17 protein-coding genes and 9 pseudogenes are annotated in these 25711 nt (G+C 73.3%); 12 read left to right on the top strand and 14 right to left on the bottom strand.

Annotated features, from left to right (window positions below; translation table 11 throughout):
* From JNW87_RS13570 to JNW87_RS13545, 5 genes and pseudogenes are all read left to right on the top strand, one after another.
* Nucleotides 1-2232, top strand: a pseudogene (locus JNW87_RS13570) (hypothetical protein); the annotation flags it as partial.
* 242 nt (nt 2233-2474) lie between these two features.
* Entirely contained in the window at nt 2475-3470 is a 996-nt protein-coding gene (bioB, locus tag JNW87_RS13565; RefSeq protein ID WP_238453789.1) for a biotin synthase BioB, read from the top strand.
* Nucleotides 3471-3478: 8 nt separating this feature from the next.
* Nucleotides 3479-3688, top strand: a complete 210-nt coding sequence (locus JNW87_RS13560) for a hypothetical protein (RefSeq protein WP_109802999.1) — start codon at nt 3479-3481, stop codon at nt 3686-3688.
* Nucleotides 3689-3693: 5 nt separating this feature from the next.
* A pseudogene (locus JNW87_RS13550) lies at nt 3694-4199 on the top strand (GNAT family N-acetyltransferase).
* Between the two features lie 256 nt (nt 4200-4455).
* Nucleotides 4456-4623, top strand: a complete 168-nt coding sequence (locus JNW87_RS13545; protein WP_238453786.1) for a hypothetical protein — start codon at nt 4456-4458, stop codon at nt 4621-4623.
* On the opposite strand, the pseudogene JNW87_RS13540 reads toward JNW87_RS13545, so the two are convergent.
* Nucleotides 4554-4808: pseudogene (locus JNW87_RS13540) on the bottom strand (DUF488 family protein); the annotation flags it as partial. The gene JNW87_RS13545 and the pseudogene JNW87_RS13540 sit on opposite strands and share 70 nt — an antisense overlap.
* Before the next feature lie 299 nt (nt 4809-5107).
* Here JNW87_RS13540 and JNW87_RS13535 point away from each other — a divergent pair.
* Complete coding sequence (locus tag JNW87_RS13535) at nt 5108-6328, top strand: YbfB/YjiJ family MFS transporter (RefSeq protein ID WP_238453785.1); 1221 nt, start codon at nt 5108-5110, stop codon at nt 6326-6328.
* Nucleotides 6329-6403: 75 nt separating this feature from the next.
* Here JNW87_RS13535 and JNW87_RS13530 read toward each other — a convergent pair whose 3' ends face one another.
* From JNW87_RS13530 to JNW87_RS13515, 4 genes are all read right to left on the bottom strand, one after another.
* Nucleotides 6404-6727: a helix-turn-helix domain-containing protein gene (locus JNW87_RS13530; RefSeq protein WP_238453784.1), complete on the bottom strand. Its 324-nt coding sequence runs from the start codon at nt 6725-6727 to the stop codon at nt 6404-6406.
* Complete coding sequence (locus JNW87_RS13525) at nt 6655-7389, bottom strand: GlxA family transcriptional regulator (RefSeq protein WP_238453783.1); 735 nt, start codon at nt 7387-7389, stop codon at nt 6655-6657. Before JNW87_RS13525 ends, JNW87_RS13530 begins: the two co-directional genes overlap by 73 nt.
* A 30-nt stretch (nt 7390-7419) precedes the next feature.
* On the bottom strand, nt 7420-9282 hold the full coding sequence (locus JNW87_RS13520; protein WP_109802995.1) for a zinc ribbon domain-containing protein: 1863 nt from the start codon (nt 9280-9282) through the stop codon (nt 7420-7422).
* Between the two features lie 353 nt (nt 9283-9635).
* The gene (locus tag JNW87_RS13515) at nt 9636-10067 is read right to left on the bottom strand and encodes a GNAT family N-acetyltransferase (protein WP_238453782.1); all 432 of its coding nucleotides are present in this window, start codon (nt 10065-10067) and stop codon (nt 9636-9638) included.
* 574 nt (nt 10068-10641) lie between these two features.
* Between JNW87_RS13515 and JNW87_RS13510 the strand changes: the two genes are divergently transcribed.
* The 4 genes and pseudogenes from JNW87_RS13510 to JNW87_RS13495 all read left to right on the top strand — a co-directional run bounded on the left by JNW87_RS13510 (nt 10642) and on the right by JNW87_RS13495 (nt 14859).
* Nucleotides 10642-11406: an LPXTG cell wall anchor domain-containing protein gene (locus JNW87_RS13510; RefSeq protein ID WP_161557892.1), complete on the top strand. Its 765-nt coding sequence runs from the start codon at nt 10642-10644 to the stop codon at nt 11404-11406.
* A 184-nt stretch (nt 11407-11590) separates the two neighbouring features.
* Complete coding sequence (locus JNW87_RS13505) at nt 11591-12142, top strand: isochorismatase family protein (RefSeq protein ID WP_236648089.1); 552 nt, start codon at nt 11591-11593, stop codon at nt 12140-12142.
* 262 nt (nt 12143-12404) lie between these two features.
* Nucleotides 12405-13972 (top strand): annotated as a pseudogene (locus JNW87_RS13500) (aldehyde dehydrogenase family protein).
* Between the two features lie 347 nt (nt 13973-14319).
* Entirely contained in the window at nt 14320-14859 is a 540-nt protein-coding gene (locus tag JNW87_RS13495; RefSeq protein WP_238453781.1) for a hypothetical protein, read from the top strand.
* Nucleotides 14860-14956: 97 nt separating this feature from the next.
* On the opposite strand, the gene JNW87_RS13490 is transcribed toward JNW87_RS13495, so the two are convergent.
* From JNW87_RS13490 to JNW87_RS13470, 5 genes and pseudogenes are all read right to left on the bottom strand, one after another.
* On the bottom strand, nt 14957-15625 hold the full coding sequence (locus JNW87_RS13490) for an abortive infection family protein (protein ID WP_201749744.1): 669 nt from the start codon (nt 15623-15625) through the stop codon (nt 14957-14959).
* Nucleotides 15626-15945: 320 nt separating this feature from the next.
* A pseudogene (locus tag JNW87_RS13485) lies at nt 15946-16368 on the bottom strand (DUF2637 domain-containing protein); the annotation flags it as partial.
* A gap of 80 nt (nt 16369-16448) precedes the next feature.
* Nucleotides 16449-18023, bottom strand: a complete 1575-nt coding sequence (locus JNW87_RS13480; RefSeq protein ID WP_238453780.1) for a recombinase family protein — start codon at nt 18021-18023, stop codon at nt 16449-16451.
* Nucleotides 18024-18208: 185 nt separating this feature from the next.
* Nucleotides 18209-19261 (bottom strand): GNAT family N-acetyltransferase, encoded by a 1053-nt coding sequence (locus tag JNW87_RS13475; RefSeq protein WP_109802988.1) that lies wholly within the window; start codon nt 19259-19261, stop codon nt 18209-18211.
* Between the two features lie 80 nt (nt 19262-19341).
* Nucleotides 19342-20045: pseudogene (locus tag JNW87_RS13470) on the bottom strand (amino acid-binding protein).
* A gap of 150 nt (nt 20046-20195) precedes the next feature.
* Between JNW87_RS13470 and JNW87_RS13465 the strand changes: the two are divergent.
* Nucleotides 20196-21283: pseudogene (locus JNW87_RS13465) on the top strand (phosphotransferase family protein).
* Nucleotides 21284-21407: 124 nt separating this feature from the next.
* Here the strand turns inward: JNW87_RS13465 and JNW87_RS13460 are convergent.
* The 4 genes and pseudogenes from JNW87_RS13460 to JNW87_RS13445 all read right to left on the bottom strand — a co-directional run bounded on the left by JNW87_RS13460 (nt 21408) and on the right by JNW87_RS13445 (nt 25004).
* A pseudogene (locus JNW87_RS13460) lies at nt 21408-22453 on the bottom strand (LacI family DNA-binding transcriptional regulator).
* 82 nt (nt 22454-22535) lie between these two features.
* A complete protein-coding gene (locus JNW87_RS13455; RefSeq protein ID WP_238453779.1) occupies nt 22536-23969 on the bottom strand; it encodes a GH1 family beta-glucosidase in 1434 nt (477 codons plus the stop codon).
* Nucleotides 23966-24139: pseudogene (locus JNW87_RS13450) on the bottom strand (carbohydrate ABC transporter permease); the annotation flags it as partial. The gene JNW87_RS13455 and the pseudogene JNW87_RS13450, both read right to left, overlap by 4 nt.
* Before the next feature lie 319 nt (nt 24140-24458).
* Nucleotides 24459-25004, bottom strand: coding sequence for a plasmid pRiA4b ORF-3 family protein (locus JNW87_RS13445; protein WP_238453778.1), 546 nt, complete (start codon nt 25002-25004; stop codon nt 24459-24461).
* Between the two features lie 151 nt (nt 25005-25155).
* On the opposite strand from JNW87_RS13445, the gene JNW87_RS13440 reads away from it, so the two are divergent.
* Nucleotides 25156-25711, top strand: a 556-nt coding sequence (locus JNW87_RS13440; protein WP_238453777.1) for a dihydrofolate reductase family protein, incomplete at its 3' end; no start/stop codon positions are given.

Below are 25711 nucleotides of genomic sequence, written 5' to 3'. Positions count from 1 at the left end.
CTCGCCCTCGACCGGGCACCCGGCCGCAACCGGGTGCCGCACCAGGCCGGCGACCGGCTCCCCGCGCTGCGGCCGACCGCCGAACCGGAGCTGACCGACCCCGGCGCCGAGCCCGCACCGGAGCGCCCCGCGCGCCGCACACCGGACAGTGCCGGGCGCCGGGCCGAAGCGGAGCGGGTGGCCGCACCGGGCGTCCGCCAGATCGCCGCGCCCACCACCAGGGAGGTGGCACCACCACCCGCCCGGGAGGTGGCCACCCCCCGGCAACGCTCCGCCGCCGAGCGGAGGGGCCGGCCCGCCAAGCCGGTCCAGGTCCGTCCCCCGAAGATCAAGTTCGGCGATCGCGACCCGTCCGTCGAGCTGGCGATCACCGAGATCGCCGGTCACCTGACCTTCACCCCGAACACGGTCACCGCCTGGTACTGGCTGCCCGAGGTGCGCTGGGCGTTCCGCCCGGACGCCGAGCGGGAGGCGCTGCTCTCCGCGATCTCCGAGCAGTACGCCGGTCTGGCCGGCTTCCGGCTGCACCTGCGCCGCACCACCCGGCCGTTCCCCGCCGACGAGTGGGCCCGCACCATCGACGCGCACACCGCGTCGCCACTGCCCGACGTGCCCGGCACCGCCGGCTGGGCCGACCACCTGGTCGCCGCCCAACGGCACCTGATGGCGGTCAACCACGCCGAGGGACAGACCTACCTGGGCGTCACCTTCGCCCGCCGGTCGCTCGGCGACTCGCTCACCGAGCGGCTGCTGCGCACCTTCGGGCGGGGCACCGCCGACGGCGAGCGCCGCAAGCTGGGCCGCACAGTCGAACAGTTCGACGAGGTCCTCGGCGCGTTCGGCATGCGGGGCCGCCGGGTCACCGCGCAGGAGCTGGAGTGGCTGCTCTACCGCTCCGTCGCGCTCTGCATGTCGCCCCCGGGCACCCTCTCCCCGATCACCAACGGCCGGTGGGAGCGCGGAGACCTGCTCGCCCTGACCGAGCAGGTGGAGCGCTACCGCACCCCGTACGGGTCGACGGTCAAGCTGGTGAACCGGATGACCGGCGAGGAGCGGCACGTCGCCGTGCTCGCCGTCGGCCGGATGGAGCCGCTGGAGATCCCCGAACGGCACGAACCCTGGCTGCACTTCCACGAGCGGCTGCCCTGGCCGATGGAGATCTCCACCCGGGTCGACATCCTCGGCTCGGGTGACTCCTTCCGCAACCTCGAGCACCGGCTCCGCATGATCCGGTCCCAGCAGCTCGACTACGCCGAGCACGGCATCGACGCCCCGCCCGAGCTGGAACGCCTGGCCAAGCGGGCACTGGTGATCGGCGACGAGATGACCACCGGGCTGCCGGTGGACTCGGCCCGCGCGCACGGCTGGCACCGGATCGCCGTCGGCGGCCGGACCCGGGAGGAGTGCCTGGAGCGGGCCCGCCGGCTCATCCAGCTCTACTCCCGCGAGCTGCGCATCTCGCTGCAGCATCCGAAGAACCAGGACTGGCTGGCCCGCGAGTTCATCCCCGGTGAGCCGATCGCCAACACCGGCTACGTCCGGCGGATGCCGGTCCCGCTGCTCGCCGCCGCGCTACCGCAGGCCGCGTCCACGGTCGGCGACCGACGGGGCGACCTGATCGGGCGGACCGCCGGCACCTGCCGCCGCCCGGTCTTCCTCGACCTGCACTTCCCGATGGAGGTCCGGGAACGCTCCGGGCTCGCGGTCTTCGTGGCGGAGCCGGGCGGTGGCAAGTCCACCCTGCTCGGCGCGCTCGGCTACCTGGCCGCCCGGCGCGGGGTGCAGGTCACCCTGCTCGACCCGTCCGGCCCGCTGGCCCGGCTCTGCGCCATGCCGGAGCTGCGGCCGTACTCCCGGGTGCTCAACCTGACCGGCTCCGAGCAGGGGACGCTGGCGCCGTACGCGCTGATCCCGACGCCGCTGCGCAGCGAGTTCGGTGCGGGCTCGGCCGGGGACCGGGAGTTCGAGATCGCCGTCTCCAACGCCCGGGCCGAGCGCCGGATGCTGGTGCAGGACATCTGCATGATGCTGGTGCCGCCGCAGGTCGCCCGCGAGGCCTCCACCGCCACCCTGTTCCGGCACGCCGTACGCCAGGTGCCGGCGGAGGAGACCTCCACCCTGGACGACGTGGTCGCCTGCCTCCAAGGGCTCGACGACGACGCCGGCCGGGAGCTGGCCAACCTGCTGCTGGACACCGCCGAGATGCCGCTCGCGATGCTCTTCTTCGGCCGGTGAGTCCCGCCCGGGCCCGCAGCTCGGCGCGACGGTCGAGCGCCGCCAGCCAGTCCGCCACCGTCACTCCCCTCGTCCGCCGCGCCGATGGGCGGTCCCGCCGGGCGAAGTTACCACCCGGCCGACCGGCCCCGGCGTGGCGGCGGCCGCTCCGCCGGGCTGCTCCGACGCCCCTGGTGCCCGGCTCGAACGCCGGGCCAGGGCGGTTCTCCCCCGTCGGGCGGCCTTGTAGGGTACGAGCCATGCCAGAGATCCTCGACCAGGCCCGGACCCAGGTGCTGGAGAACGGCGTCGGCCTCGACGAGGCCGGTGTCCTCGCCGTGCTGAACCTGCCGGACGAAGACGTCCCCGCCGCCCTCCAGCTCGCCCACGAGGTGCGGATGCGCTGGTGCGGCCCGGAGGTCGAGGTCGAGGGCATCGTCTCGCTGAAGACCGGCGGCTGCCCGGAGGACTGCCACTTCTGCTCGCAGTCGGGGCTGTTCACCTCGCCGGTCCGCTCGGTCTGGCTGGACATCCCGTCGCTGGTCGAGGCGGCGAAGCAGACCGCGAAGACCGGGGCGACGGAGTTCTGCATCGTGGCCGCCGTGCGCGGCCCGGACGCCCGGCTGATGAAGCAGATGCGCGAGGGCGTCGCCGCCATCAAGGCGGAGGTCGACATCCAGGTCGCCGCCTCCCTGGGCATGCTCACCGAGGAGCAGGTCGACGAGCTGGTCGAGATGGGCGTGCACCGCTACAACCACAACCTGGAGACCTGCCGCTCCTACTTCCCGAACGTGGTCACCACGCACTCCTGGGAGGAGCGCTGGGAGACGCTGAAGATGGTCCGGGAGTCCGGCATGGAGGTCTGCTGCGGCGGCATCCTCGGCCTCGGCGAGACCGTCGAGCAGCGCGCCGAGTTCGCCGCGCAGCTCGCCGAGCTGGACCCGCACGAGGTCCCGCTGAACTTCCTCAACCCCCGGCCCGGCACGCCGCTCGGCGACCGCCCGGTGGTGGAAGGCAAGGACGCGCTGCGGGCCATCGCCGCGTTCCGGCTGGCCATGCCGCGGACCATCCTCCGGTACGCGGGCGGCCGCGAGATCACCCTCGGCGACCTGGGCACCCGCGACGGCCTGCTGGGCGGCATCAACGCGGTGATCGTCGGCAACTACCTGACCACCCTGGGCCGGCCGGCGACCGACGACCTCGCGCTGCTGGACGACCTGAAGATGCCGGTCAAGGCGCTCTCCGCGACGCTGTGAGGCCGTCGGTGACCGAGCTTGTGGGGGCGACGGCAGCCGACCTGTGGTGCGACCGCTGCGGTGAGTCCGCCGCCGCCGGTCCCCACCAGGCGTGCGCGGCGGCCCGGGCGCTGGAGCCGCCGCGCTACTGCGCGCACTGCCGGCGCCGGATGAAGGTGCAGGTGCTGCCGGTCGGCTGGTCGGCGGTCTGCGTCGAGCACGGCGAGATCCGGGGCTGAGCCCGGTGCTGCGGGGGCGGGCGGTGACGCTGCGACCGGCGACGGACGCGGACGTGCCGGTCCTCGCGGCGATCCGGGCCACCCCGAAGGTACGCCACTGGTGGCGCGGCGGCGGCGACCTGGCCGAGGCCGTCCGCGCGACCTGGCCGACGACGACCTGACCGTGTACGCGATCGAGCACGACGGCCGGGTGGTCGGCGCGATCCAGTGGTACGCCGAGCCCGACCCGGACTACCGCCACGCCGCGATCGACATCTTCCTCGACCCGGCGGTACGCGGCACCGGCCTCGGCGGGGACGCGATCCGCACCCTGGCCCGGCACCTGGTCGATCAGCACGGGCACCACCGGTTCACCATCGACCCGGCGGCGGCGAACACCGCGGCGATCCGCGCGTACGCGAAGGTGGGCTTCCGCCCGGTCGGCATCATGCGCCGGTACGAGCGCGGCGCCGACGGCCGCTGGCACGACGCCCTCCTGATGGACCTCCTCGCCGACGAACTGCCCGACTGACGCAGCGGGGGCGGCCCGGGCAGCGCCGGACCCGCTGCCGTCCTGGTGGAGGCCGCGGCCCCAGTCGTCGCGGGCGGCCAGCCAGGCGGTGTGCAGGCCAGCGGTGGGCGCGATCAGCTCCGGCATGCGGCGAGGCTGGCGGGTCGGGCGCCCGGCGGACCATCGCACTCCCGGCCTCACCGGTCCCAGAGCAGGTGGCCGTCGGGCTGGCGGCGGGCGCTCGGCCGGGCGGTGTGGGCTGAGCCGGCCATCGGGCATGAGATGGGTCACCGGGGCACCGCGGCCGAGCACCGCGACGTCGGCGATCAGCCGGCGGTGGCAGCGCCACCACATGCTCTCGCTGCACATCACCGCCGTGGTCCGGGCCGCCGCGTCGGCGAGCACCCCGTCCAACGCGGCGTCGAACCCGGCGGTTCGGGCGTAGGCGGCGTACGCCCGGAAAGCCGGGACGGTCCACCAGGTGTCCGGCTCCGGCTCCCCGGCCGGGACGTGCCGGCGTCCGCCGAGCCGCGCCTCCCAGCGGTACCCGATGCCCCGCTCCGGCAGCCAGCGGGCCAGTTCCTCGCGCCGGACGTCTGGATTGGTGCGGCTGGCCGGGTAGCGCCGCACGTCCACCACCAGGGCGATCTCCGCCGCGGCCAGCAACGCCCCCAGCCGCTCGCGGTCGGCCGCGCCGTGTCCCACCGTCAGCAGTTCCGCCACGACGGTGCATTGCCCCGAATCCCGGCGACCTACCCGCACGCCGGCCTGCGGACGATCGCGACCAAACCTCTCGGTCGGGACGAAGCTCGGCGCACGTCGGTGTCCCGATCCGAGGGTGACCCGTCCATCCGGACGGCCATCGCGGCTCCACCCCTGCCGGTTCCACCTGACAGCGGGCCGACGAGCCCGCCGACCGAGGAGGAACCATGTCCCCGAATCCACGCCGGCGCGAGACGCTGATCGCGCTCGGCCTGGCCGCCGGCCCCGTCGTCGCGCTCGGCTTCACCCGCTTCGCGTACGCCCTGCTGCTGCCCGCCATGCGCGGCGACCTGCACTGGACGTACGCGCAGGCCGGCGGCCTGAACACCGCGAACGCCGCCGGCTACGTGATCGGCGCCGGGACGGCCGTGCTCTGGGCCCGCCGGCTCGGCGACCGGGCCGCCTTCGCGGGCGCCCTCGCCGTCAGCGCGCTCGCCCTGCTGCTCACCGCGACCACCGCGGACTATCCGGTGCTGAGCCTGCTGCGGTTCGTCGGCGGCCTGGCCACGGCGGTCTCCTTCGTGCTCGGTTCGGCGCTCGCCGCCCGGGTCGCCACCGGCGGTGGCCAGCGCCGGGCCGCGCTGCTGGTCGCCCTCTACATGACCGGGGTGGGCATCGGCGTGGTGCTCTCCGGGCTGCTGGTGCCGGCGGCGCTCGCCGTGGCCGGGGACGCCGGGTGGCGGGCCGGCTGGCTGCTGCTCGGTGTGGTGGCCGTGCTCGCGGTCGGGCCGGCGCTGCTCGCCGTCCGGCGGATCCCGGCGGCGGCCGCGCCGACCGGCGCCGGGCTGCCCCGGGCGGACCTGGCCCGGCTCGCCCCGACGTTCGCCTGGTACGTCCTCTTCGGCGCCGGCTACGTCAGCTACATGACCTTCGTCATCGCGCTCCTGCGCGACCAGGGTCTCGGCATCCCGGGCATCGCCACCTTCTTCGTGGTGCTCGGTCTCGCCTCGGCGGTGGCCACGCTGGCCGTGTGGGGGCGGGTGGTCGGGCGGCTGCCCGGCGGCCGGGCGCCCGCGCTGGTCTCGGCGCTGGTGCTGGTCGGCGTGCTGCCGGTGCTGCTGCTGCCGGCCGGGCTGCCCGCGGCGCTGCTGTCGGCCGCGATCTTCGGCAGCTCGTTCATGGCCGGCCCGACGGCGGCCACCGTGCTCGCCCGGCGGGCCCTGCCGGCCGGCGGCTGGACCGCCGGCATCGCCCTGCTGACCGTGGCGTTCTCGGTCGGTCAGGCGGTCGGCCCGCTGATCTCGGGCGCGCTGTCGGACTCTGGGGGCGTCGCGGTGGGGCTCTGGCTCTCCGTCGCGCTGCTGGCCGCCGCCGGCCTGGTCGCGCTCCGCCAGCGCGACACCGTCCCCGCCGAAGCCCCGGAGCCCGTGGCCGCCCTGCGCCGCTGACCCCGGCGTCGATCCGGGACCTGCCCGTCCGGCCGCTCCCCCGCCGGCCAGGACAGGTCCCGGGTCGGGCGGGGTTCAGGGGGTGGGGTTGATGCCGGTGGTCCGGAAGCGGGAGCGGTAGGCGCCGGGGGTGACGCCGAGTTCGCGGACGAAGGCCCGGCGCATCGTCTCCGGGGAGCCGAAGCCGACCCGGCGGGCCACCACGTCCAGGGTGTCGTCGCCCCGCTCCAGCAGGTCCTGCGCCGCCTCGACCCGGACCCGGTCGAGGTACACCGCCGGGGTGATGCCCAGCTCGCTGCGGAACAGCCGGCCCAGGTGCCGCGCGCTCACCCCGGCCAGCGCCGCCAGGCCGGCCAGGTCGTACGGCCGGGCCGGGTCCGCGGCCACCGTGTCCAGCACCCGGCGCAGCAGGTCGTTGCGGGTGCTCGCGGTGTTGGTGCGGACGCTGAACTGGGACTGCCGCCGGGGCGCTGCATGAAGACCACCAGGTGCCGGGCCACCGCGCGGGCCGTCTCCGGGCCGAGGTCCGCCTCGACCAGCGCCAGGGTCAGGTCGATGCCGGCGGTGATCCCGGCCGAGGTGATGATCCGGCCGTCGGCGATGAAGATCGGGTCCGGGTCGACGGTCAGCTTCGGGAACTGCGCGGCGAGCTGGTCGGCGAGGTCCCAGTGCGTGGTCACCCGGCGGCCGTCCAGCAGGCCGGTGGCGGCGAGGGGAAAGGCCCCGGCGCAGACCGAGGCGGTCCGGTCGGACCCGGCGGCGAGCCGGCGGATGTGGTCGAGCAGCGCCTGGTCCCCCGCGGCGGCCTGCCAGTCCGGCGCACCGGGCACGACCAGGGTGCCGACCGGGCCGGGCACGTCGGGCAGCGCCAGGTCGACCCCGAGCCGGGCGCCGGCGCTGCTCACCACGTCCCGGCCGTCGGGCGAGGCGAGCAGCGTCCGGTACGAACCGCCGTGCTCGTTGGCGACGGTGAGCACCTCCAGCGGCCCGGTGACGTCGAGCAGCCGCACCCCGTCGTAGACGACGAAGAGCACGGTGTCACTGCGCCCCCGGGCCCGCACGGGTCGAGCCTAGCCAGCGTCTCTGGTTTCCTATGTGATCCTCAGCGAGCCGGGCATCCCGTCTGTACCGCCGCCCGGGTGGGTGATGGGGGTGGCGTATACGTGGCGGTGGAAGCCGCGGCCGAGGAGGGCCCCGCGGACCCGGTGGGGGTTTCGCGGGGTGGTGGTGGGAACCGTGTGCGGCACCTGGCGACCGGGCCCTGACGGGTTGGTCTCCTGGGGTGTCCGTCCCGCCGGACACTTGCCGGCAGACCTCGCTGAGGGGACTGTCGGGGCGGGAACCTGCCGTCGCAAGGGCAGCAGGCATGAGGTCTTGACCGTCGCAGGTCTGGTCTGCTTCCGGGTGGGTGCGGTTTTGCGTCGATCCCGGACCGGCCTGCTGGTGGCGGCTGGGGTTGGTCGACGGGTCCGCCGCCGGACTGGTGTGTCGGTGGCGGTGCGGATCGCGGCGTTGCCGTTGCGGTCGCGGCGGGTTTTGGTCTGGTTGGTCAGGCCCCGGGCGGCGATGCGTTGCGCGGCGGCGTGGTCACGGTCCAGTGACAGGCCGCACGAGCAGGTGGCCCAGCGGCATCCGGCCGCCCTCCGGTCCGGTGCGGTGACGTGCTTCACCGGGCCACCGCAGCGGGGACAGCCGGATGAGGTGCCGCGCGCGGGAACGGTGACGACGGCGATGTCTGCTTTCGCGGCGAGGTGGGCGATGGCGGTGAACACGGTGCCGCGGACCGCGCCGGATATCCGCCGGTTGAGGCTGCGTGACCGGCCACCTGCCTCGAGCGTGGCGAGGTCCTCGACGTAGATGACGGTGGCCCCGTGCCCGGTCGCGTGGTCGACCAGCCACCGCGCCGCCGACCAGGCAACAGCCTTGTTGAGATGCCGGATCCGGGCGCACACCGCCGCATGCTCGGCCTCCAGGCGGGCAAGCTTCCCGGTCAGCGCCGGATCCGGGTGGGTGGGCCGGCCGTCGCGCAGCAGCGCCAGATGGTCGGCTTTGGTTTTCAGGTGTTCACGGTGACGGCGTAGCCGCACCAGCTTCGCCGACACGCCGGTCGCGTCGAACCGCAACGGCCGCCCGTCCACGACGACGCAGCCGTCCCGGTCGAGGTCGGCCACGGTCGCGGTCAGCAGGGTTTTCACACCCCAATCGGCACCCAGCCCACGGGTGTGGCCGTCCACCGGCGGCCGGGTGTGCGGGGTCCGCCACGACAGGTCAACGCGAACCCTGCCAACACCGGGCCGCAATGTCGGACTGCACACCGTCACCCCGGCCGGCACGGTCGCCGGTAGCGCCACGTCGAAGGCATGCCACACCCAGTCCCGGTACGAGGCCGGCGCCGCGCACACCGGAAGCTGCGACCACACCCTTATGATCGTGTCGTCGACCCAGTCGACGACGACCTGCTGCCGGTCGGCCGCGGCCAGGCTCACCTGCCGAGCCGCTGCCGGCGGACCCTCCAACTCACACACGTCCGCCGGCAGCCGGCCACACACCTTGACGTATCCGCTGATCTGTCGGGTCCGGTTGCGGATCGTCGCGTTATCGCAGCCTTCGGGTAGCGCCGCCCGTAACGCTGACCATTCCTCGGCGGTCCGGGCGAACGGGTCGGCCGGCCACGTGGCCAGCAGCGCGGCAACGACCGCGCGGCGGTGGCATGCCAGGCGCAGAGCGCGAGCGGCTTCTTCCTCGGCGATGCGACGAACCCGGTCCGACACCACCACACCCGCCGGCGCCACCGCACCCCAGCCCAGCCGGCGCACCGCCATCCACCCACTGGCCGGCAGACGCCTCCCATCAGGGCCGACCCCGGCGGCAAGCACCGCAAGAGCGGCCTCCGACCAATGCGCGCCGATCACCACGTCGGCCATGCCCCGCACCAGGTCCGCCAGCCATCCCACCCGCTCGGCAAACACCCGCCCAGCCACACGCCCCTGAGCTCCGGGCGCGTCGGGGCTACCGCCGCACACCGCCCGGTACGCGGTGCACGGCGCGGTCGACGTCAACCACCCGCCAGCCACCACCACACCCCTACCCGCACCAACCCCGGCAGTCGACGCTTCACCATACGGGACCGGATCCCGCAAAACCGGCCGCCAACACGGCCACCAGCGACCGGAAAGCCCACATAGGATCGCCTAGCCAACCAGCCAGCAGTGGCAAACCCTGGTCGTGACCGGTTGCCGGTCGGCGTAACCGGCAACGGCCGACGGGGTGGGCGACCGGGTGCCGGGGTGGGCGACCGGATGGCGGGTCACGGCGTCCGGATCCAGTACCGCCGGGTCCGGCCCAGCTCCGTGTCCCGGACGTCCTCGAGCACGCCCCCGTGCCGCTCGATGGTCCGGGCCGACGGCACGTTGTCGTCGGCACAGGTGACCAGGGCCTGGCCGATCCCGCGCCGCCCCGCCTCGGCCAGCGCCTCCCCCAGCGCGAACGTCGCCGCCCCGCGCCGCCGGGCGGACGGGCGCACCCCGTAGCCGATGTGTCCACCCGCGCGCAGCAGGAAGTCGTTCAGGCGCAGCCGCAACGAGACGGCGCCGAGGACCTCGTCCCCCTCGACGATCCACCAGTACACCGCCGGGACCCGACCCTCCGGCAGCGGCCGGGACTCGTCGGCCTGCTCGCGGAGCGAGCGCACCCAGGCCGCGAACCCGGCCGGCGAGTCGACGTCGTCGCCGGGTTGCAACCCGCTGCGTCCTGGTGGACACCGCTGCCCCAGTCGTCCCGGGCGGCCAGCCAGGACCGGTGCAGGCGGGTGGTGGGGGCGATGAGCTCCAGCATCGGCGCAGGCTAACGGTGCGGCCGCCGAACCGGCCAGCGCTTTCCCGATCCCCCGCCCGAGCACCGCTTGAGCAGAACACCCTGGATCTTGGACAGTTGCCGTTGGTGGTGAACGGCAACTGTCCAAGATCTCGGGAGACGCCCGTGCGGGAGGCGCACGCGGTGCTGGAGGCGGGCGCCCAGCCGGTGATCCCGGCCGTGCCGGGTGTTGGTCGCGGTGCGGCGCGCAGGGGTCTGGTGCCAGGAGGCCGGGTAACGCGGTCGTCACCGGTTGGTGAAGACGACGCCGACCCGGGGCCCGGAGCGCAAAGGCCCGCTTTCGTGTTACATCGACACGCCCTGAAATCGGCTCGATCTTGCCGGATCTCGCCCTCCCGGCGGCAACATCTTCCCAGCTCAGGCCGACCGTCCGATATAGCCATCCGGCGCGCCGCATGGGATCATGTGCCGTCCCCTCACCACATCCTGGAGGATTTTTCATGCCACAGCGTCGGCACGTGGCGCGCGCGGCCCTCACCGCAGCCGCCGCCACGGCCTGCCTCGCCTTCGCCGCTCCGGCCTGGGCCACGGGCAACCCGCACAACCCGCCCGGCGACAACGGCACCGTAAAGATCGACGGCGCTCCGTTCGAGGACGAGGTCGACAACCAGCCGCACGTCACCTGCGACTTCGAGCTGGAGTTCTTCAACTTCGACGAGAGCCAGAAGGCGAACATCACCCTCTGGGCGCAGCCGCCGTCGAGCAGCCCGAAGGACAAGGTCGTCTGGTCGAAGAGCAATGTGCTGATCAGCAACGACCCGGCCTCCGGCGCGGAGAACGACCACGATGAGGTCATCAAGCTCTCCGCCAAGGACCTGGACCTGGCCGGGTTGACGCTGCACCCGCAGCAGGGTTACCACATCAAGCTCGACGTGGACCTGACCGACGGCAAGGCGTTCGACGACAAGCACAAGGTCTTCTGGCTGAAGCCGTGCGAGTCGAGCGAGTCGCCGTCGCCGAACCCGGGCGGGGAGACGTCGACCCCGACGCCGGGCGGATCCGACAACCCGTCGGAGAACCTGTCCGCGAACCCGTCGGGCTCGGCGGGCGGCGGCAGCGGTGGGGGCACCGGCACCGAGGGCGGCCTGCCGCTCACGGGCGTGGCCGCGACCAGCATCGCGCTGACCGGCCTCGTGCTGATCGGTGGCGGCGTCGCGCTGATGGTGCTCCGCCGTCGCCGCGATAAGATCACCTTCACCAGCTGACCCACGCGTCGGCAGCGACCGGCCGTCGGACCTCGGTCCGGCGGCCGGTCGGCGCTTTCCCGGAGAGCCCGGCCCTGGCGCGGCAGCCCGGCTCGTGCGCGGCAGCCCGGACGGGTGAGCTGTTCCCTCCCACCACCGCCAGCCGTAGGCGGCTGAGCAGCACCTCAGCCGATACGATCATGGCGTGGACGCGCTCGACCCGCACCGGACCGCCGTCATCCTGATCGACCTGCAACGGCGCATCGTGGACCTGCCCACCGCCCCGCACACCGGCGCCGACGTGGTGGCCCGGCCGGTCGCCCTCGCCGACGCCGCCCGCGCCACCGGCGCCACCGTCGTGGTGGTCCGGGTCGAACGCCCCGGTCCCGACCCGCAGCCGGCCGGGAGCGAACTGGTTCCCGAGGCCGTACCACGACCCGGCGACCTGGAGATCGTCAAGCACAGCTGGGGCGCCTTCCACGAGACCAGGCTGGACGATGCCCTGCGTGCGCGGGGCATCGACACGCTGGTCGTCGCCGGGCTGGTCACCAACTTCGGCGTCGAGCAGACCGCCCGGGTGCCGAGGAGATCGGCTACCGCGTGGTCTACCCGCACGACGCGACGTCCGGACTGGACGCGTACGCGCACGAGTTCGCCGTCGACTACATCTTCCGCCGGCTCGGCACGGTCGCTCCACCGACGAGGCGATCGCGGCGCTCCGACCGGCCGGCGTTCGTTGAACCCGATCCGGCCTTGATCCGTACTGACGGGTAACCCGGTCGACGTCGCCCGGAGATGGATCACATAATCGGCAGCATTCTATTCCTTTGAGGCGTACCCCCAGGTCAGAGCCTGTGTTCGACGGTCGCGATAATCCGCGAACGGCGCCGCACGGCGGACCTGGTGTCCTGGCATACGAGCGTACGGTTGCCGCCGCGCTCGACGGCGCGGGACAGTACCCGACACCAGCGGTGCCATCGACGCCGCCGCTCCCCCGGTCCACCCTGAGGAGAAACGCGATGGCTCTCAGACTCGCCGACGGCACCGCCTGGTCCGACACCCTCGCCCGCGCGGTGGCCGCCACGCCGGAGGCCTTCGGGGCCCCGGCCGACGGCGTCACCACCCTGCACAACCTGGTCCAGGGCGACTGGCGGGCGGTCGGGGCACCCACCCCCGTCCGCACCCCCGTCGACAACACGGTCCTGGTCAACCTCGCCCGGCTCGACGCCGACACGGCCCGCGCGGCGGTCGCCCACGCCGCCGCCGCGCACCGGGAGTGGGCGCAGACCCCGCTCACCGACCGCAAGGCCCGGGTCACCGACGCGCTGGACGCGCTCACCGCGCACCGCGACCTGCTCGCCCTGCTGCTGGTCTGGGAAATCGGCAAGCCGTGGCGGCTGGCCTGCGCCGACGTGGACCGCGCCCTCGACGGCGTCCGCTGGTACGTCGGCGAGATCGACCGGATGCTCGCCGACGGCCGAAAGCCGCTGCCCGGGCCGGTCAGCAACATCGCCTCCTGGAACTACCCGATGAGCGTGCTGGTCCACGCCGAGCTGGTGCAGCTGCTCGCCGGCAACGCGGTCATCGCCAAGACCCCTTCCCAGGGCGGCGCGGTCTGCCTCACCGTCGCGCACGCCCTCATGCGCCGGGCCGGCCTCCCCGCCACGCTCGTCTCCGGCGGCGGCGAAGAGCTGTCCGAGGTGCTCGTCCGGGCGCCGGAGATCGGCGCGGTCGCCTTCGTCGGCGGCCGCTCCAACGGCGGCAAGGTGGCCGCCGCGCTGCTCGACTCCGACAAGCGCCACTTCATCGAACAGGAGGGCCTCAACGCCTGGGGCATCTGGAACTTCTCCCAGTGGGACCTGCTCGCCGCGCACCTGAAGAAGGGCTTCGAGTACGGCAAGCAGCGCTGCACCGCGTACCCCCGGTTCGTGGTCCAGCGCGACCTGGTCGACGAGTTCCTCGACATGTACCTGCCAGTCGTCCGCTCCGTCCGGTTCGGACACCCGCTCGCCGTCGGCGCCGACTGGTCGGCCGGCGACCCGCTGCCCGAGCTGGACTTCGGCCCGCTGATCAGCGCCGCCAAGGCCGAGGAGCTGCGCCGCAAGGTCGACGAGGCGCTACGCGGCGGCGCGGTGCCGCTGCACCGCGGCAAGCTGGACGCGCGCCGTTCCTCGACGGGCAGGACACCTCGGCGTACGTGGCCCCGGCGGTGCTGCTCGCCCCGCCCGGGCGGTCCGGGCTGATGCACGCCGAGCCGTTCGGCCCGGTCGACACCATCGTCGTGGTGGACACCACCGACGAGCTGCTGGCCGCCATGAACGCCTCCAACGGCGCGCTCGTGGCGTCGCTGGCCTGCGACGACACCGACGAGGCGGCGAAACTCGCGGTCGACCTCCAGGCGTTCAAGGTGGGCATCAACAAGCCCCGCTCCCGGGGCGACCGGGAGGAGCCGTTCGGCGGCCGGGGCGCCTCCTGGAAGGGCGCCTTCGTCGGCGGCGACCTGCTCGTGCACGCGGTCACCGTCAGCGGGGACGGCCGGCTCTACGGTAACTTCCAAGACTGGACGGCACTACCGCCAAACGTCTGACCGTTTAGGCAAGCGTCCGTCATCCGTCAGGGTGCGTCCGGATCGGCCGAGGCGAGCGAGCACGACCCGGACTAGGTGCTGGAAGAGGCCCTAGAAACGCCGAACGTCCCGGCCCTGGGTAGCACCAGGGACCGGGGCGAACGGGCGCGAGAAGTGGCTTTACGAGGGGTACGACGGCTGGCGCCGCCGTCGGCCTTCGCTCGCAGCCGGTGTAGCGCTACCCCGCTACAGTCGCGCGGGTGACCGGAGAGATTTCGTGAACTGGCGTCAATTCGTGGTCGCGATGGTTCAGGCCCTCGTGTGGCCGGCGGTCGTCGTCGTGGTCCTCGTCATGTACCGCCGCCGTGTTGCCGAACTGCTCGGCGACAATCTCCGCCGGCTCAGAGCAGGCCCTCTTGAGGGTTGAATGGGAAAAGGCCGCGGAGGAGGTCAGAGCCACCATCGAAGCTGTCGAGGCTGTGTCGGACGCCAGCGACGACGACCAGCCGTCAAAGGTTGAAGAGCTCCTTACCATCGCGCGATCCCTCGTCAACGAGCGTCCGCCCTTGGCGATCGCGTTTGCCTGGGAGGCCGCACGGTACGCCTTCGAATCGCATCTTCCAGGCGAGGGTTTTGAGGATCTTCGGGGGCTTCGGAAGATGTTGGCGAGAGCGAAGGCACGTGGCCTAGTCAACCCCGGCGTGGCACTTGTTTTTGAGCGGCTCTTCCCGCTTGGCATGTTGTCCTACGAGGCTAAGGGGACGGAGGAGCAGGCCCGAGAGTTCGTCGATCTGGTGGAGGACTTCCGGACGCTCCTCGACAAGCCGACGGCGACTTCTGACGTAGTGGCCTCGTCACGGCCTGCGGCCTCGCCCTCTGGCGGCCGAGACCACGTCTCCTCCACGTAGCGCTCGTAGGCGCGTAAACGCCAAAAGCCCCCGACCAGCGCGGAGCCAGAGGTCGGGGCTAGGCGCTCGCCCGCCTCGCCCGGCGCCCTCAGCCGCGTCAAGTCGTCGAGCCCGAGGGTAGGCCGTTGGTTGCGTGCTTCCGCCAGGGCGCGGCCGGGTCGGCCAGGGTGTCGAGGATGAGCTGACACCAGGTATGGGCCGCGCCGACCGCCAGGTGCGCGTGACGCGGACGCAGGCCGGCGCGCGACGCTGCTGGAGCGTGTCCAGTCCCCCAGCCTTCATTCCGCAGCTCGCCGAGGCCCATCGCGACGCTCATCAAGCCGCCGAGGATGCGTTTCACCGCGTTGCTTCCATCCGGTCCTGGCACCTGCGTTTGCGGGTGCAGGAGCAGCGCCCGCTGTGCGAGGTCGATCAACGCCCGCAACTTCGCCGTCTTGTCTTCGAACGGCACGCCGAGCTCAATGAGGACAGTCTTGGCGGTCGCCTCGACCAGTTCCTTCGCGGAGCCGATCGCCTGCGCCGGGTCCGTCGGTAGCGCCCGGTCGATCCTGTCGAACGAGTCCAAGATCATGGTCGGGTCGCGCAGTGCGCCCAAGGATCGGGGCAACCTCGCCGCGGCGGCGGCGAAGCTGTCCGCCTTCGGCTTGATTCTGCCGTCCGCGTCCAGGTCGAACCCCTGGCGGTCTAGGAACTTGCGCGCAGCGTCGATCACCCCGTCGGCTAGCCCATCGAGCAGCGTTTCGTAGACCCTGAGCACTCTCGCCACGTGCGCAGGGTCGGCCCAATCGACGTTGTCCTCGTACTCGTGCCACAGCGTGCGCCGGTCGCCTGCTTCGTTGTTTGGGTCGCCAGAGGGGACGAAGCCTTAGTCCTCCCACATGCCCGTGATCAAGCGCAGCACAGAGGTTTGAGCGGCGAGCTCACGGAAGTGCCGTCGCACGGGCAGCGGGACGAGCTGGCGATAGGTCACGGCCGCCAAGCGTATCCACTCGTCCACACACTGTGCTAACCGTTACGCCTCACCGGGCTGGTCTACTTGAGGACCACGCCGGCAACCCCGAGAAGATACCGACAAGCAGACCCAGGGTCCCCAGACCTTGGCTGGGAGGCCGGGGCCGACGAGAAGACGAGCTTGACCAGCGCCATAAGGCCAGCGCCGGAACGGCCGACAGGATGCCGCCGGATAGGCCCGGCTTCGCGACGGCGAGCTGGGCCGAGAGCGACAGACCGGCGGCGGCGACAAGCAGCGCGCGGGTAACCGGCGGCCTTGCTGGCGCGGCGACGGCGGCGGATGTCGAGGAGGGCGGCGACCGGGACGAGCTCGGATATGCACGCGTTAGCCCAGCCGAACCAGTCCGGCGTACCGGCGGGGCTGTTGGTCATGGTCCAGTCGTGGACGTGTGTAAACGAGGCTGCGCCAGCGGCGAGGCCGACCACGAGGAGGATCGCCACGAGGACGACGGACTCGGCCCGCTCGGCGCGGGTCGGTCGGTGGGTAGGCTCGGACAAAGCGGCACCTCCAGAGTTCCGTTAGGGCCTCGGCGGCGCTGCAATCGCTCGCCGGGGCCTGCCTTGTTGGTGGGCCTGGGTCAGGCGTCGGCGGACTCGTCCTCGCCCGCCCAGCGAACGCGGAAGCGCGCCTCCGGCGGTAGCGCACGGTCCCGCAGGATCGTGACGACGTCGAAGGTGAGCAGGTACAGCGCCCGCCGGTCCTCGGCGGTGCCGCCGTCGAGCGACTCCAATAGCTGGAACGCGTCGAGCAACCCACCGACGTCGACCACGTGGTCCGCGTCGGGAGCGGCGGCAGTCGCAGCGGCGAGACGCGCCGTCGCTCGCTCGTAAAGCGCCGTCCATCGCGCGATGCCGTTGACGCCGACGAACTCGCCCCGCTCGTACCGTGCGGCTTCGAGGTCGGCGACGGCGGCCTCCGCGTTCGCGATCGCGGCGACGGCGGCCCGTCGCTCGGCGTCGTCGACCGGGTCTTGCTCGCGGAGCCAGCGGGCGGCGACCGCCTGGAACTCGGGCGAGCCGGGCTCCAGCGCGGCGACGCGGCGAGCGACGCGCGACGACACCTCGGCGGTAATCGCGGGGGCGTTGACGTAGTTACCCGGACACGGGCTCGCGCCCTGCGAGCTACGTACGCACTTGAACGCGTCCGCGCCCTTCTTCCGCTGGCCTCGCCCGCCGCGCTGAAACGTCATCGCGCCGCCGCATTCGCACCGCAGAAGCCGGCTCAGCTCGTGCGCCGGGGCAGCACCTACGGCCGGCCTGCGGCGGCCGTCGGCGTTGAGCGCCGAGCGGGCGTTGAGCGCCGTTTGTAGGCCGTGCCACTCGCCGGGGCTGAGGATCGGATCGTTGGCGACGACGATCAACTCGCCGTCCTCGCCGCGTACGGGGAGACCCTCGTTCGGCAGCCAGCCAGCCAGCGCCGGGTTACGCAGGATGACGCGGACGGACTGGAGCTGCCAGGTCGGCGGGCCGGTGTAGGTGCGGCCGTTGCGGGCGGGCTTGTCGGGCCGCTTGTAGCCCTTGGCGGCCTTCGGCGTCGGCACGCCCTCCGCGTCGAGCCACTTCGCGAGGGCGCGTAGCGAGTCGCCGGTCATGGCTCGGCGCACCAGCTCGCGGACGATCGGTGCCTCGTCGGGGTGCCGCACGAGGCGGTGATCTTGGACGACGTAGCCGAAGGGCCGTTCGCGGGTCCACCAGCCCTTGCGGCGGTCGTTGGCTTGGCGCGAGAGCACGCGGGCCTTCAACGTCTCGCGCTCGGTGTAGGCGACCTCGGACAGCACGGCGGCGGTGATGCGGAAGGCGTGCGAGTCGCTGTCCATCCGGTCGCCGTAGGTCAGCATTCGGCCGCCGGACGCCTTGAGGACCTCCAGCAGCCGGGCGACGGCGGGTAGCCCTTCGCGGGAGATCCGGTCGAATCGCCACGCGAGCAGGGCACCGGCGCGGCCGGCCGCGGCGTCGTCAAGCCACGCGAGGAACGCGGGACGCGCGGAGAGCGCGCCAGACAACCCGTCGTCGACGTGGGTGGCTACAACGGTGTAGCCCTCGTCGAGCGCGAGGCGGCGCAGGTCGCGTTCCTGGCGCTCCAGCGAGTCGGACTCATCTTTCGATACCGATATCCGCAGGTAGAGTGAGCAGGTTTTCGGGGGTGTTGGCATGGCCCGGACGGTACCATTGTGCTGGGACAATTCCCCGACTACAGCAGCTACCCGGCCACCTGAGTCACCCCGGACATGGGCAGGGCCCCCGCACCGGGGGCCCTGCCGTTTCACCGCCTCCGCACCGGAGGTCGGCCGTTCCGCCGGCGCGGGGCGCACCGCCCGACGCCGGCGCTCCCTTCAGCTCACGCGGACCGGGCCGGCACGCCGGCCACCAGCGGCACCGTCGCGGTCAGCAGCGACCCGTCCCGCTCCACCGGGGCCGGGCGGCCCAGCCGGGCCAGGGTCCGCAGCATCGGCGCGTTCTCCGCCTGGACGAGCAGCACCACGGCCACGTACCCGGCCCGCTCGGCGTGCCCGACCAGGCGGCGCAGCAGCGCCGTGCCGATGCCCCGCCGCTGCCAGTCGTCCCGGACCAGCAGCGCCGCCTCGGCCTCGTCCCCCTCCGCGAGGAGGTTCGCCATCGCGACGACCGACTCCGCCTCCCCGCCGGAGCCGGCGCGGGTCGCGAGGAGGGTGATCCCCCGCGCCGGTTCGAGCAGCCGGCGCAGCCGGGACGCCGGCGGGCACGGGGCGCCACCCAGGTACCGGCGCTGCCGGCTGCGCGCCGAGCAGGCCCGGTGCAGCTCCACCACACCCGGCAGGTCGTCCCCGGTCGCCGGCCGGACCGACAGCTCCGTCCCGTCGGGCAGGAGCAGGGTGACCTGGTCCGCCGCCCGGCGGGCCACCGTGCCGGCCAGCTCGACGAGCGTCTGCGCCCGGGCGTACTCGGCCGGGGTGAAGCGGGGTGCGGCCCGGCGCAGCTCGAACGACCCGCCGGCCGGGTCGGCGAGCAGCATCGTCGCCGCGCCGATCCCGGGCCGGGCGCCGACCGGCACCGGACGCCAGGTCACCGCGTCCGCGCCGAGCAGGGTGCGCAGCGCCTCCCCGGTCGCGTCCGGGTCGCGGACCAGCCGGGTGGCCAGGCCGAGCACCCGGGTGGGCTGGTCGGCCAGGCCGCGCGCCTCGCTGCGCGCCACCCAGCAGTCCCGACCCCGCCCCCGCTCGACCGCGGCCAGCAGGTCCGCCTCGGTCAGCTGGTCGGGCGCGTCGACGAGAAAGTCGTCGACGGCGCCCACCTCGGTGGTGTGCACCTGCACGGTGAGGATGTTGACCCCACGCAGCGCGAGGCTCGCCGTGAGCACCGACAGGTAGCCGGGCCGGTCGTCCACGGTGGCTCGGATCCGCCATAGCGTCATGTCTGCTCCCTTCCTCACCACAAGACCCTGCCGCCCAGCTGTTGCGCTGCCGTTGCCCGACGGTGACAGGCCCGGACCGGTCAGGTGACGCTGGTCACCGGCGGAGCGCCGACCAGGTCGAGGCGGTCGCCGAGGATCACCGCGCTGGCCCGGACCAGCTGGGCCAGCCGGTCCACCTCGGTGGAGTGGAACGCGGCGGCCGCGAGGGGCTCGATGCGGTCGCGCGCCACCACCAGCACCAGGCCGGCGCGCCCGAACGGCGCGACCGCGTAGTGGTCGCCGGCCGCGGTGGTCATCGCGCGGGCCCGCAGCGGGGTCACCTCCGGCAGCCGCGGCGGTTCCGGCGCCCGCCAGCTCGCGTGCCCCACCGTCGCCTCGCCGGCCGCGCCGCTGCGCGAGGCCCAGTCCAGCGGTACGACGGCGGCCACCGCCCAGTCGGCGGCGAGCAGCCCGGGCACCGCGTCCACCAGGGTGGCCACCCCGTCGCCGGGTTCGCGGCGACCTGGGCGAGTAGTTCGGCGTCCTGCCCGGTGGTGGTGGGCGCGCCGATCGCCCGCCACACCCCGTCCACCTTGACGCCGGGGATCGCGGCCAGGCCGGCGAGGAGGCGTTCCACCCGCGCCGCCCCCGGCCAGACCACCGTGAAGTCGTCGACCGCCCGGCCGCCGAGCCGCTCCAGCACCACCACCTGGACGATGTCGGCGCCGGACACGCCGAGTGTGCGGGCCACCTGGCCGAGCGTCCCGGGTCGGTCCGGCAGGGTCACCCGAACTCTCAGCAACATGTCTGGTCCCTCCGCGTCGGCGGGCCGACCGTGGCGGCCGGCAGGCTGGGCACCAGCCTGCCGGTTGACCATTTCGCCCCTGTTGCAGCGGCATGTCCCGGCGGAAAATCCGACCTTGACAAGAAAGCTGAGCTGCCATCAACTATCCGGATGACCGAACCGGCCGTCGACCCTGCCCAGACCCCGACCGGCTCGGCGGCGACCGGTCCCCGAAGGGCCTCGACCTCGACCGGCTCGCCGCGTACCTGGCCGAACGGCGGCCGGAGCTCACCGCCGGGCCGCTGTCGGCGCGGCTGATCGCCGGCGGCAAGTCCAACCTGACGTACCTGGTGCACGCCGGCGGGCGCGAACTGGTGCTGCGCCGGCCCCCGCTCGGGCACGTGCTGGCCACCGCGCACGACATGGCCCGCGAGCACCGGGTGATCTCGGCGCTGGCGCCGACCGAGGTCCCCGTCCCGGAGGCGCTGCTGCTCTGCGCCGACGACGCGGTGATCGGCGCGCCGTTCTACCTGATGCAGAAGGTCGACGGGCAGGTCTACCGGACCCGGGCGCAGACCGACCCGCTCACCGACGGGCAGCGGCACGACCTGGCGATGGCGATGATGGACACCCTCGCCGCGCTGCACATGGTCGAGCCGGCCGCCGTGGGGCTGGCCGACTTCGGCCGCCCCGAGGGCTACCTGGGGCGGCAGGTACGCCGCTGGGCCGGCCAGCTCGACCGCTCCCGCAGCCGGGAGCTGCCCGGCATCGACGAGCTGCGCGACGCGCTCGCCGACACCGTGCCGGAGGGCGCCAACGCGGGACGGATCGTGCACGGCGACTACCGGCTGGACAACCTCCTCGCCGCGGTCGACCCTGTCACGGTCCGGGCGGTCCTGGACTGGGAGATGGCCACCCTCGGCGATCCCCTCGCGGACCTGGGGCTGCTGCTGACGTACTGGAGCGTGCTGGGCGACAGCGAGCTGGCCGAGGGCAACCCGGTGGCCGACGGGATCGGCCCGCGCGCCGGCTTCCCCACCGGGGACGAGCTGATCGACCGGTACGCCGGCCGCAGCGACGTCGACGTGGGCCCGCTGCACTGGCATGTGGCGCTCGGCTGTTTCAAGCTCGCGGTGATCTGCGAGGGGATCCACTACCGGCACACCCTCGGGCAGACGCTCGGTGGCGGGTTCGACCGGATCGGCGACATGGTGGCCCCGCTGGTCGAGCACGGCCTGCGCGCGGTCAGGGAGAAGTGACGGACCTTCGTCCCGTCCGGCCCGCCCGCAGGTTCGCCTCTCCTCGCCGTCCGGGGGTCCGACGCGACCGCTGACTGCCTTTGGCGCTGATGTCGCAGACGATTCAGCCGTGCGCCGGGGGCCATTAGGCGGAGGCGCGGTGGATGAGTTTCGTGTCGAGGAGGACGTGGGGGCTCGGGACCTCGTCGCCGCGGATGCGGGAGACCAGCAGGCGGGCCATCTGCCGGCCCATCTCCTCGACCGGTTGGAAGACGGTGGTCAGCGGGGGTTCGGCCTGCCGGGCGATGGGCGCGTCGTCGAAGCCGACCACCGCCACGTCCTCGGGCACCCGGCGACCGGCCTCGCGGAGCGTGCGGAGGGCGCCGAAGGCCATCAGGTCGGAGGCGGCGAAGACGGCGTCCAGGTCGGGGCAGACCTCCAGCAGCCGCCGCATGCAGGCGGTGCCGCTGCCCTCGCTGAAGTCCCCGTACGCGATCAGGTCCTCGTCCACGCGGGCGCCCGCGGCCCGGACGGCCTCCCGGTAGCCGGACAACCGGGCCAGGCCGGCGCCCATGTCCTGCGGCCCGGCGATGGTGGCGATGCGTCGCCGCCCCCGCGCGAAGAGGTGCTCCACCGCCTGCCGGGCGCCTCCGACGTTGTCCATGTCGACGAACCAGGCCGGCTGGGCGTCGGGGTGCAGCATCCGGGCCGGCCGACCGCCGAGCACGGTGGGCAGGCCCCGCTCCTCCAGCAGGGCGGGCAGCGGGTCGGAGTCGTGCAGCGAGAGCAGCAGAACCCCGTCGACGTGCTGGTTGGTCAGATGGTGCTCGACCCGTTCCCGCTCGATCGGCGACTGCACCATGGCCAGCCAGAGCTGCATCGGCGTCTCCAGCAGCCCGGAGCTGACGCCCCGGACGATGCCGGCGAAGAACGGCTCGGTGAAGACCCGCTCGCCGGACTCGGAGACCACCAGCGCCACCGAGTCGGTCCGCTGGGTCACCAACGCCCGGGCGGCGCGGTTCGGCACGTACCCCAGCTCGGCGATCGCCTGTTGGACCGCGGCGCGGGCCTCCGGGCTGACCTGGGGCGAGCCGTTGACCACGCGGGAGACCGTGCCGCGCCCCACGCCGGCGCGGGCCGCGACCGCGTCGAGGGTCGGCGCCCGAGCGACCGGGTGCGCTGCGTTGTCATCGTGTGCTCCTCCGACTTCGGACGGCCCGGCACCGGTTGAGGCGTCGGTGCCGGGCCGCCCGCTACTGGCGTGACCTGGAGCCTATTGTGCGGCCAGGCCGTTCCGTCGGATCACCTCGGCGTACCACCTGGCGCTGGACTTGGGGATCCGCACCTGGCTGTCATAGTCGACGTGGACCATGCCGAAGCGCTTGGTGTACCCCCACGCCCACTCGAAGTTGTCCATCAGTGACCAGGCGAAGTAGCCCTTCAGGGGCACCCCGGCGCTGATCGCGGCGTGCGCCGCGCGCAGGTGCGCGTCGAAGTACGCCAGCCGGTCCGGGTCGTCGACCTGGCCGTCGACCACCGCGTCGACGAAGGCCGAGCCGTTCTCGGTGACGTAGAGCGGCAGGTCGGTGTAGTCGCGGTGCACCCGCTCCAGGGTCTCGACCAGGCCGGGAGCGTCGATCTCCCAGTCCATGTCGGTGACCGGGACGCCCCGGGTGACGAACCGGACGTCCTCGCTGCCCGGCCAGCACGACGGCGACCGCCAGTACGCCTCCGGCTCCGCCCCGGGGACCGGGGCGGCGACGACGTGCCGGCTGTAGTAGTTGATCCCCACCACGTCCAGCGGGCTGGAGATGATCGTCAGGTCGCCGTCCCGGACGTGCCCGAAGTCGCTGACCTGGCGCAGGTCGGTCCGCAGGTCGGCCGGGTACGCCCCGCGCAGCACGGGGTCGAGGAAGAACCGGTTCGCCAACCCGTCGATCCGCCGCGCGGCGTCGACGTCCCCGGCCGCGTCGCTGGCCGGGGTGACCGGGTACAGGTTGAGCGTGATGCCGAGCTGCGCCTGCGGCCGGGACGCCCGCAGCGCCTGCACCGCGAGGCCGTGGCCGAGCATCAGGTGGTGCCCGGCCCGGACCGCGTCGCCGCCGTCGGAGCGGCCCGGCGCGTGCACACCGGAGCCGTAGCCGAGGAACGCCGAGCACCACGGCTCGTTGAGCGTCGTCCAGTACTTCACCCGGTCGCCGAGGGCGTCCGCGACGAGCTGGGCGTAGTCGGCGAACCGGGCGGCGGTGTCCCGGGCCGGCCAGCCGCCGGCGTCCTCCAGCGGCTGCGGCAGGTCCCAGTGGTAGAGGGTCAGCCACGGCTCGATGTCGTGCGCCAGCAGCTCGTCGACCAGCCGGCGGTAGAAGTCCAAGCCCTCCTGGTTCGCCGCGCCGGTGCCGCCGGGCTGCACCCGCGGCCAGGACACCGAGAACCGGTACGACTTCAGCCCCAGCTCGGCCATCAGCCGGACGTCGTCGGGCATCCGGTGGTAGTGGTCGCAGGCCACGTCCCCGGTGTGCCCCGCCACCGTCCGGCCCGCCGTGTGGCTGAAGGTGTCCCAGATCGACGGGGTACGGCCGCCCTCGGCCGCCGCGCCCTCGATCTGGTACGCGGCGGTGGCCGCGCCCCAGAGGAAACCGGGCGGGAAGGTGAGTTCCGGGCCCTGGTCGAGGACGCCGACGGCGGGTGGGCTGGCTGGGTTGCTCACGACTTGACGGCGCCTTCCATGATTCCGCCGATGATCTGGCGGCCGGACAGAACGAACACGATGAACAGGGGCAGGGTGGCGATCAACGTACCGGCGAAGATCTGCGAGTTGTCGGCGAAGTAGGCGGTGTTGAGGCTGCGCAGGGAGATCTGGACGGTCGGGTTGGCCGGGAGGCGACCGCGATGGCCGCGAACCGGCGGCGACGGATTGGGACGCTCATCCGAGACCCCTCTTTCGCTGGTGAGGCTGGTGTCCTTGTGGTGGGGGGTGCTGTGTGGTGGGGGGTGCTGTGCAGCGCCAGCCGCCGGCCGAACGGGCCGGCGGACGGGGACCGGAACGCCACGGATGAGATCCGCGCCACTCGCGGGAGCGCTCCCATGAGCGAGCGCCGGGAGGTGTCAGGAGTGTCAATAGACCTATGGGAGCGTTCCCAGATCGTTACCGCCCCGATCGACGCGCGGCGGTATCAACCGGGTAGGAGAACCCGGATCAGCAGAGGCGGCGCAGCAGGGTGGTGGCGCGGGCGGCGTCGAAGGCGTCCGGGTCGAAGCCGGCGCCGGCCCACTCCCGCATCGCCAGGTGCTCGGGATGGGCCGGATCGGTCAGCGCGGCCAGCAGGACGGCGTACCCCGACGGGCCGCCGACGTCCTCCGGCGGGCAGGCCCGCTCCCCCTGCGGACACGACGGGTACCGCACGTCCGGGTCGGCCGTGCACACGTCCTCCACCAGCAGGTCGTGCTCCCACCAGTCGCCGAAGTCGTACGTGTAGTGGAACCGGCTGCCCTTGCCGACCACCGCGTCCAGCCGGACGTCCAACTCGTCGCGGACCGCCAGCTCGCCGTCCGGGTCCGGCTCGCCGTACTGGAGCCCGTCGATCTCGAACGAGTGCAGGTGACAGTCCCGCCACCCCATGGCGTGCTGCACCACCCGGTGCACCCGGTCCAGGGTGTACCCACCCGGGACGAGGACCCGCCGCCACACCGGCGGCCGGACCCCGGCCAGGGAGATCGTGAGCTGGAAGATCTGACGCGGCATCGGTGTCCCATCCTCCCTCGGCATAGGCTGCCAGCATGATCTGCCGAGCGTGCCGAGAGCGACGGCACGACGACTGTCCGGGCCGGAAGTGGTGCGACTGCCAGCACCGTACCCCCCGACCCACCCCTCCGGTCACCGGTCCGGCCAGCGAATGAGCGACAGCACGGCGATTTCCCGGGTCTGGCCCGCACCGGCCACCGGGCCACTGACCGACCCCGAGCTGGCCGCGCTCTACGGCCGCGCCGGTCGACCACACCTGCGGGTCAACTTCGTGACCAGCGCCGACGGCGCGGTCACCCTGGACGGCTACTCCGAAGGGCTCTCCGGCGAGCCGGACAAGCGGGTCTTCGGGCTGCTCCGGATGCTCTGCGACGGCCTCGTCGTGGCCGCTGGCACGCTCCGGCACGAGGGCTACCGGGCGGTCCGGCTGAGCGAACCGCGCCGCGCCTGGCGCCGGGAGCACGGCCTGGTCGAGTACCCGACGCTCGTGGTGGTCTCCGGCTCGCTCGACCTCGACCCGGCCCAGGCCGCGTTCGCCGACGCGCCGGTCCGGCCGCTCGTGCTCACCCGCGACGCCGCCGAGCCGCCGCCGGGGCTCACCGAGGTCGCCGACCTGGCCGCTGCGGCCGCGGACCGGGTGGACCTCGGCGCCGGCCTGGCCGAGCTGCGCCGCGCCGGCCTCGACCAGATGCTCTGCGAACGGCGGC

This window comes from Micromonospora sp. ATA51 (assembly GCF_016802855.1).
In the GTDB taxonomy this organism is placed as follows: domain Bacteria; phylum Actinomycetota; class Actinomycetes; order Mycobacteriales; family Micromonosporaceae; genus Micromonospora; species Micromonospora sicca.
This window is presented reverse-complemented; position numbering and strand designations above follow the sequence as displayed.

What these genes read in the sequence shown, in the direction of transcription:
- bioB (WP_238453789.1), top strand. Translation starts at nt 2,475, where the DNA reads ATGCCAGAGATCCTCGACCAGGCCCGGACCCAGGTGCTGGAGAACGGC.
- JNW87_RS13445 (WP_238453778.1), bottom strand. Translation starts at nt 25,004, where the DNA reads ATGCCGCGTCAGATCTTCCAGCTCACGATCTCCCTGGCCGGGGTCCGG.
- JNW87_RS13545 (WP_238453786.1), top strand. Translation starts at nt 4,456, where the DNA reads ATGAGATGGGTCACCGGGGCACCGCGGCCGAGCACCGCGACGTCGGCG.
- JNW87_RS13510 (WP_161557892.1), top strand. Translation starts at nt 10,642, where the DNA reads ATGCCACAGCGTCGGCACGTGGCGCGCGCGGCCCTCACCGCAGCCGCC.
- JNW87_RS13535 (WP_238453785.1), top strand. Translation starts at nt 5,108, where the DNA reads ATGTCCCCGAATCCACGCCGGCGCGAGACGCTGATCGCGCTCGGCCTG.
- JNW87_RS13480 (WP_238453780.1), bottom strand. Translation starts at nt 18,023, where the DNA reads ATGCCAACACCCCCGAAAACCTGCTCACTCTACCTGCGGATATCGGTA.
- JNW87_RS13475 (WP_109802988.1), bottom strand. Translation starts at nt 19,261, where the DNA reads ATGACGCTATGGCGGATCCGAGCCACCGTGGACGACCGGCCCGGCTAC.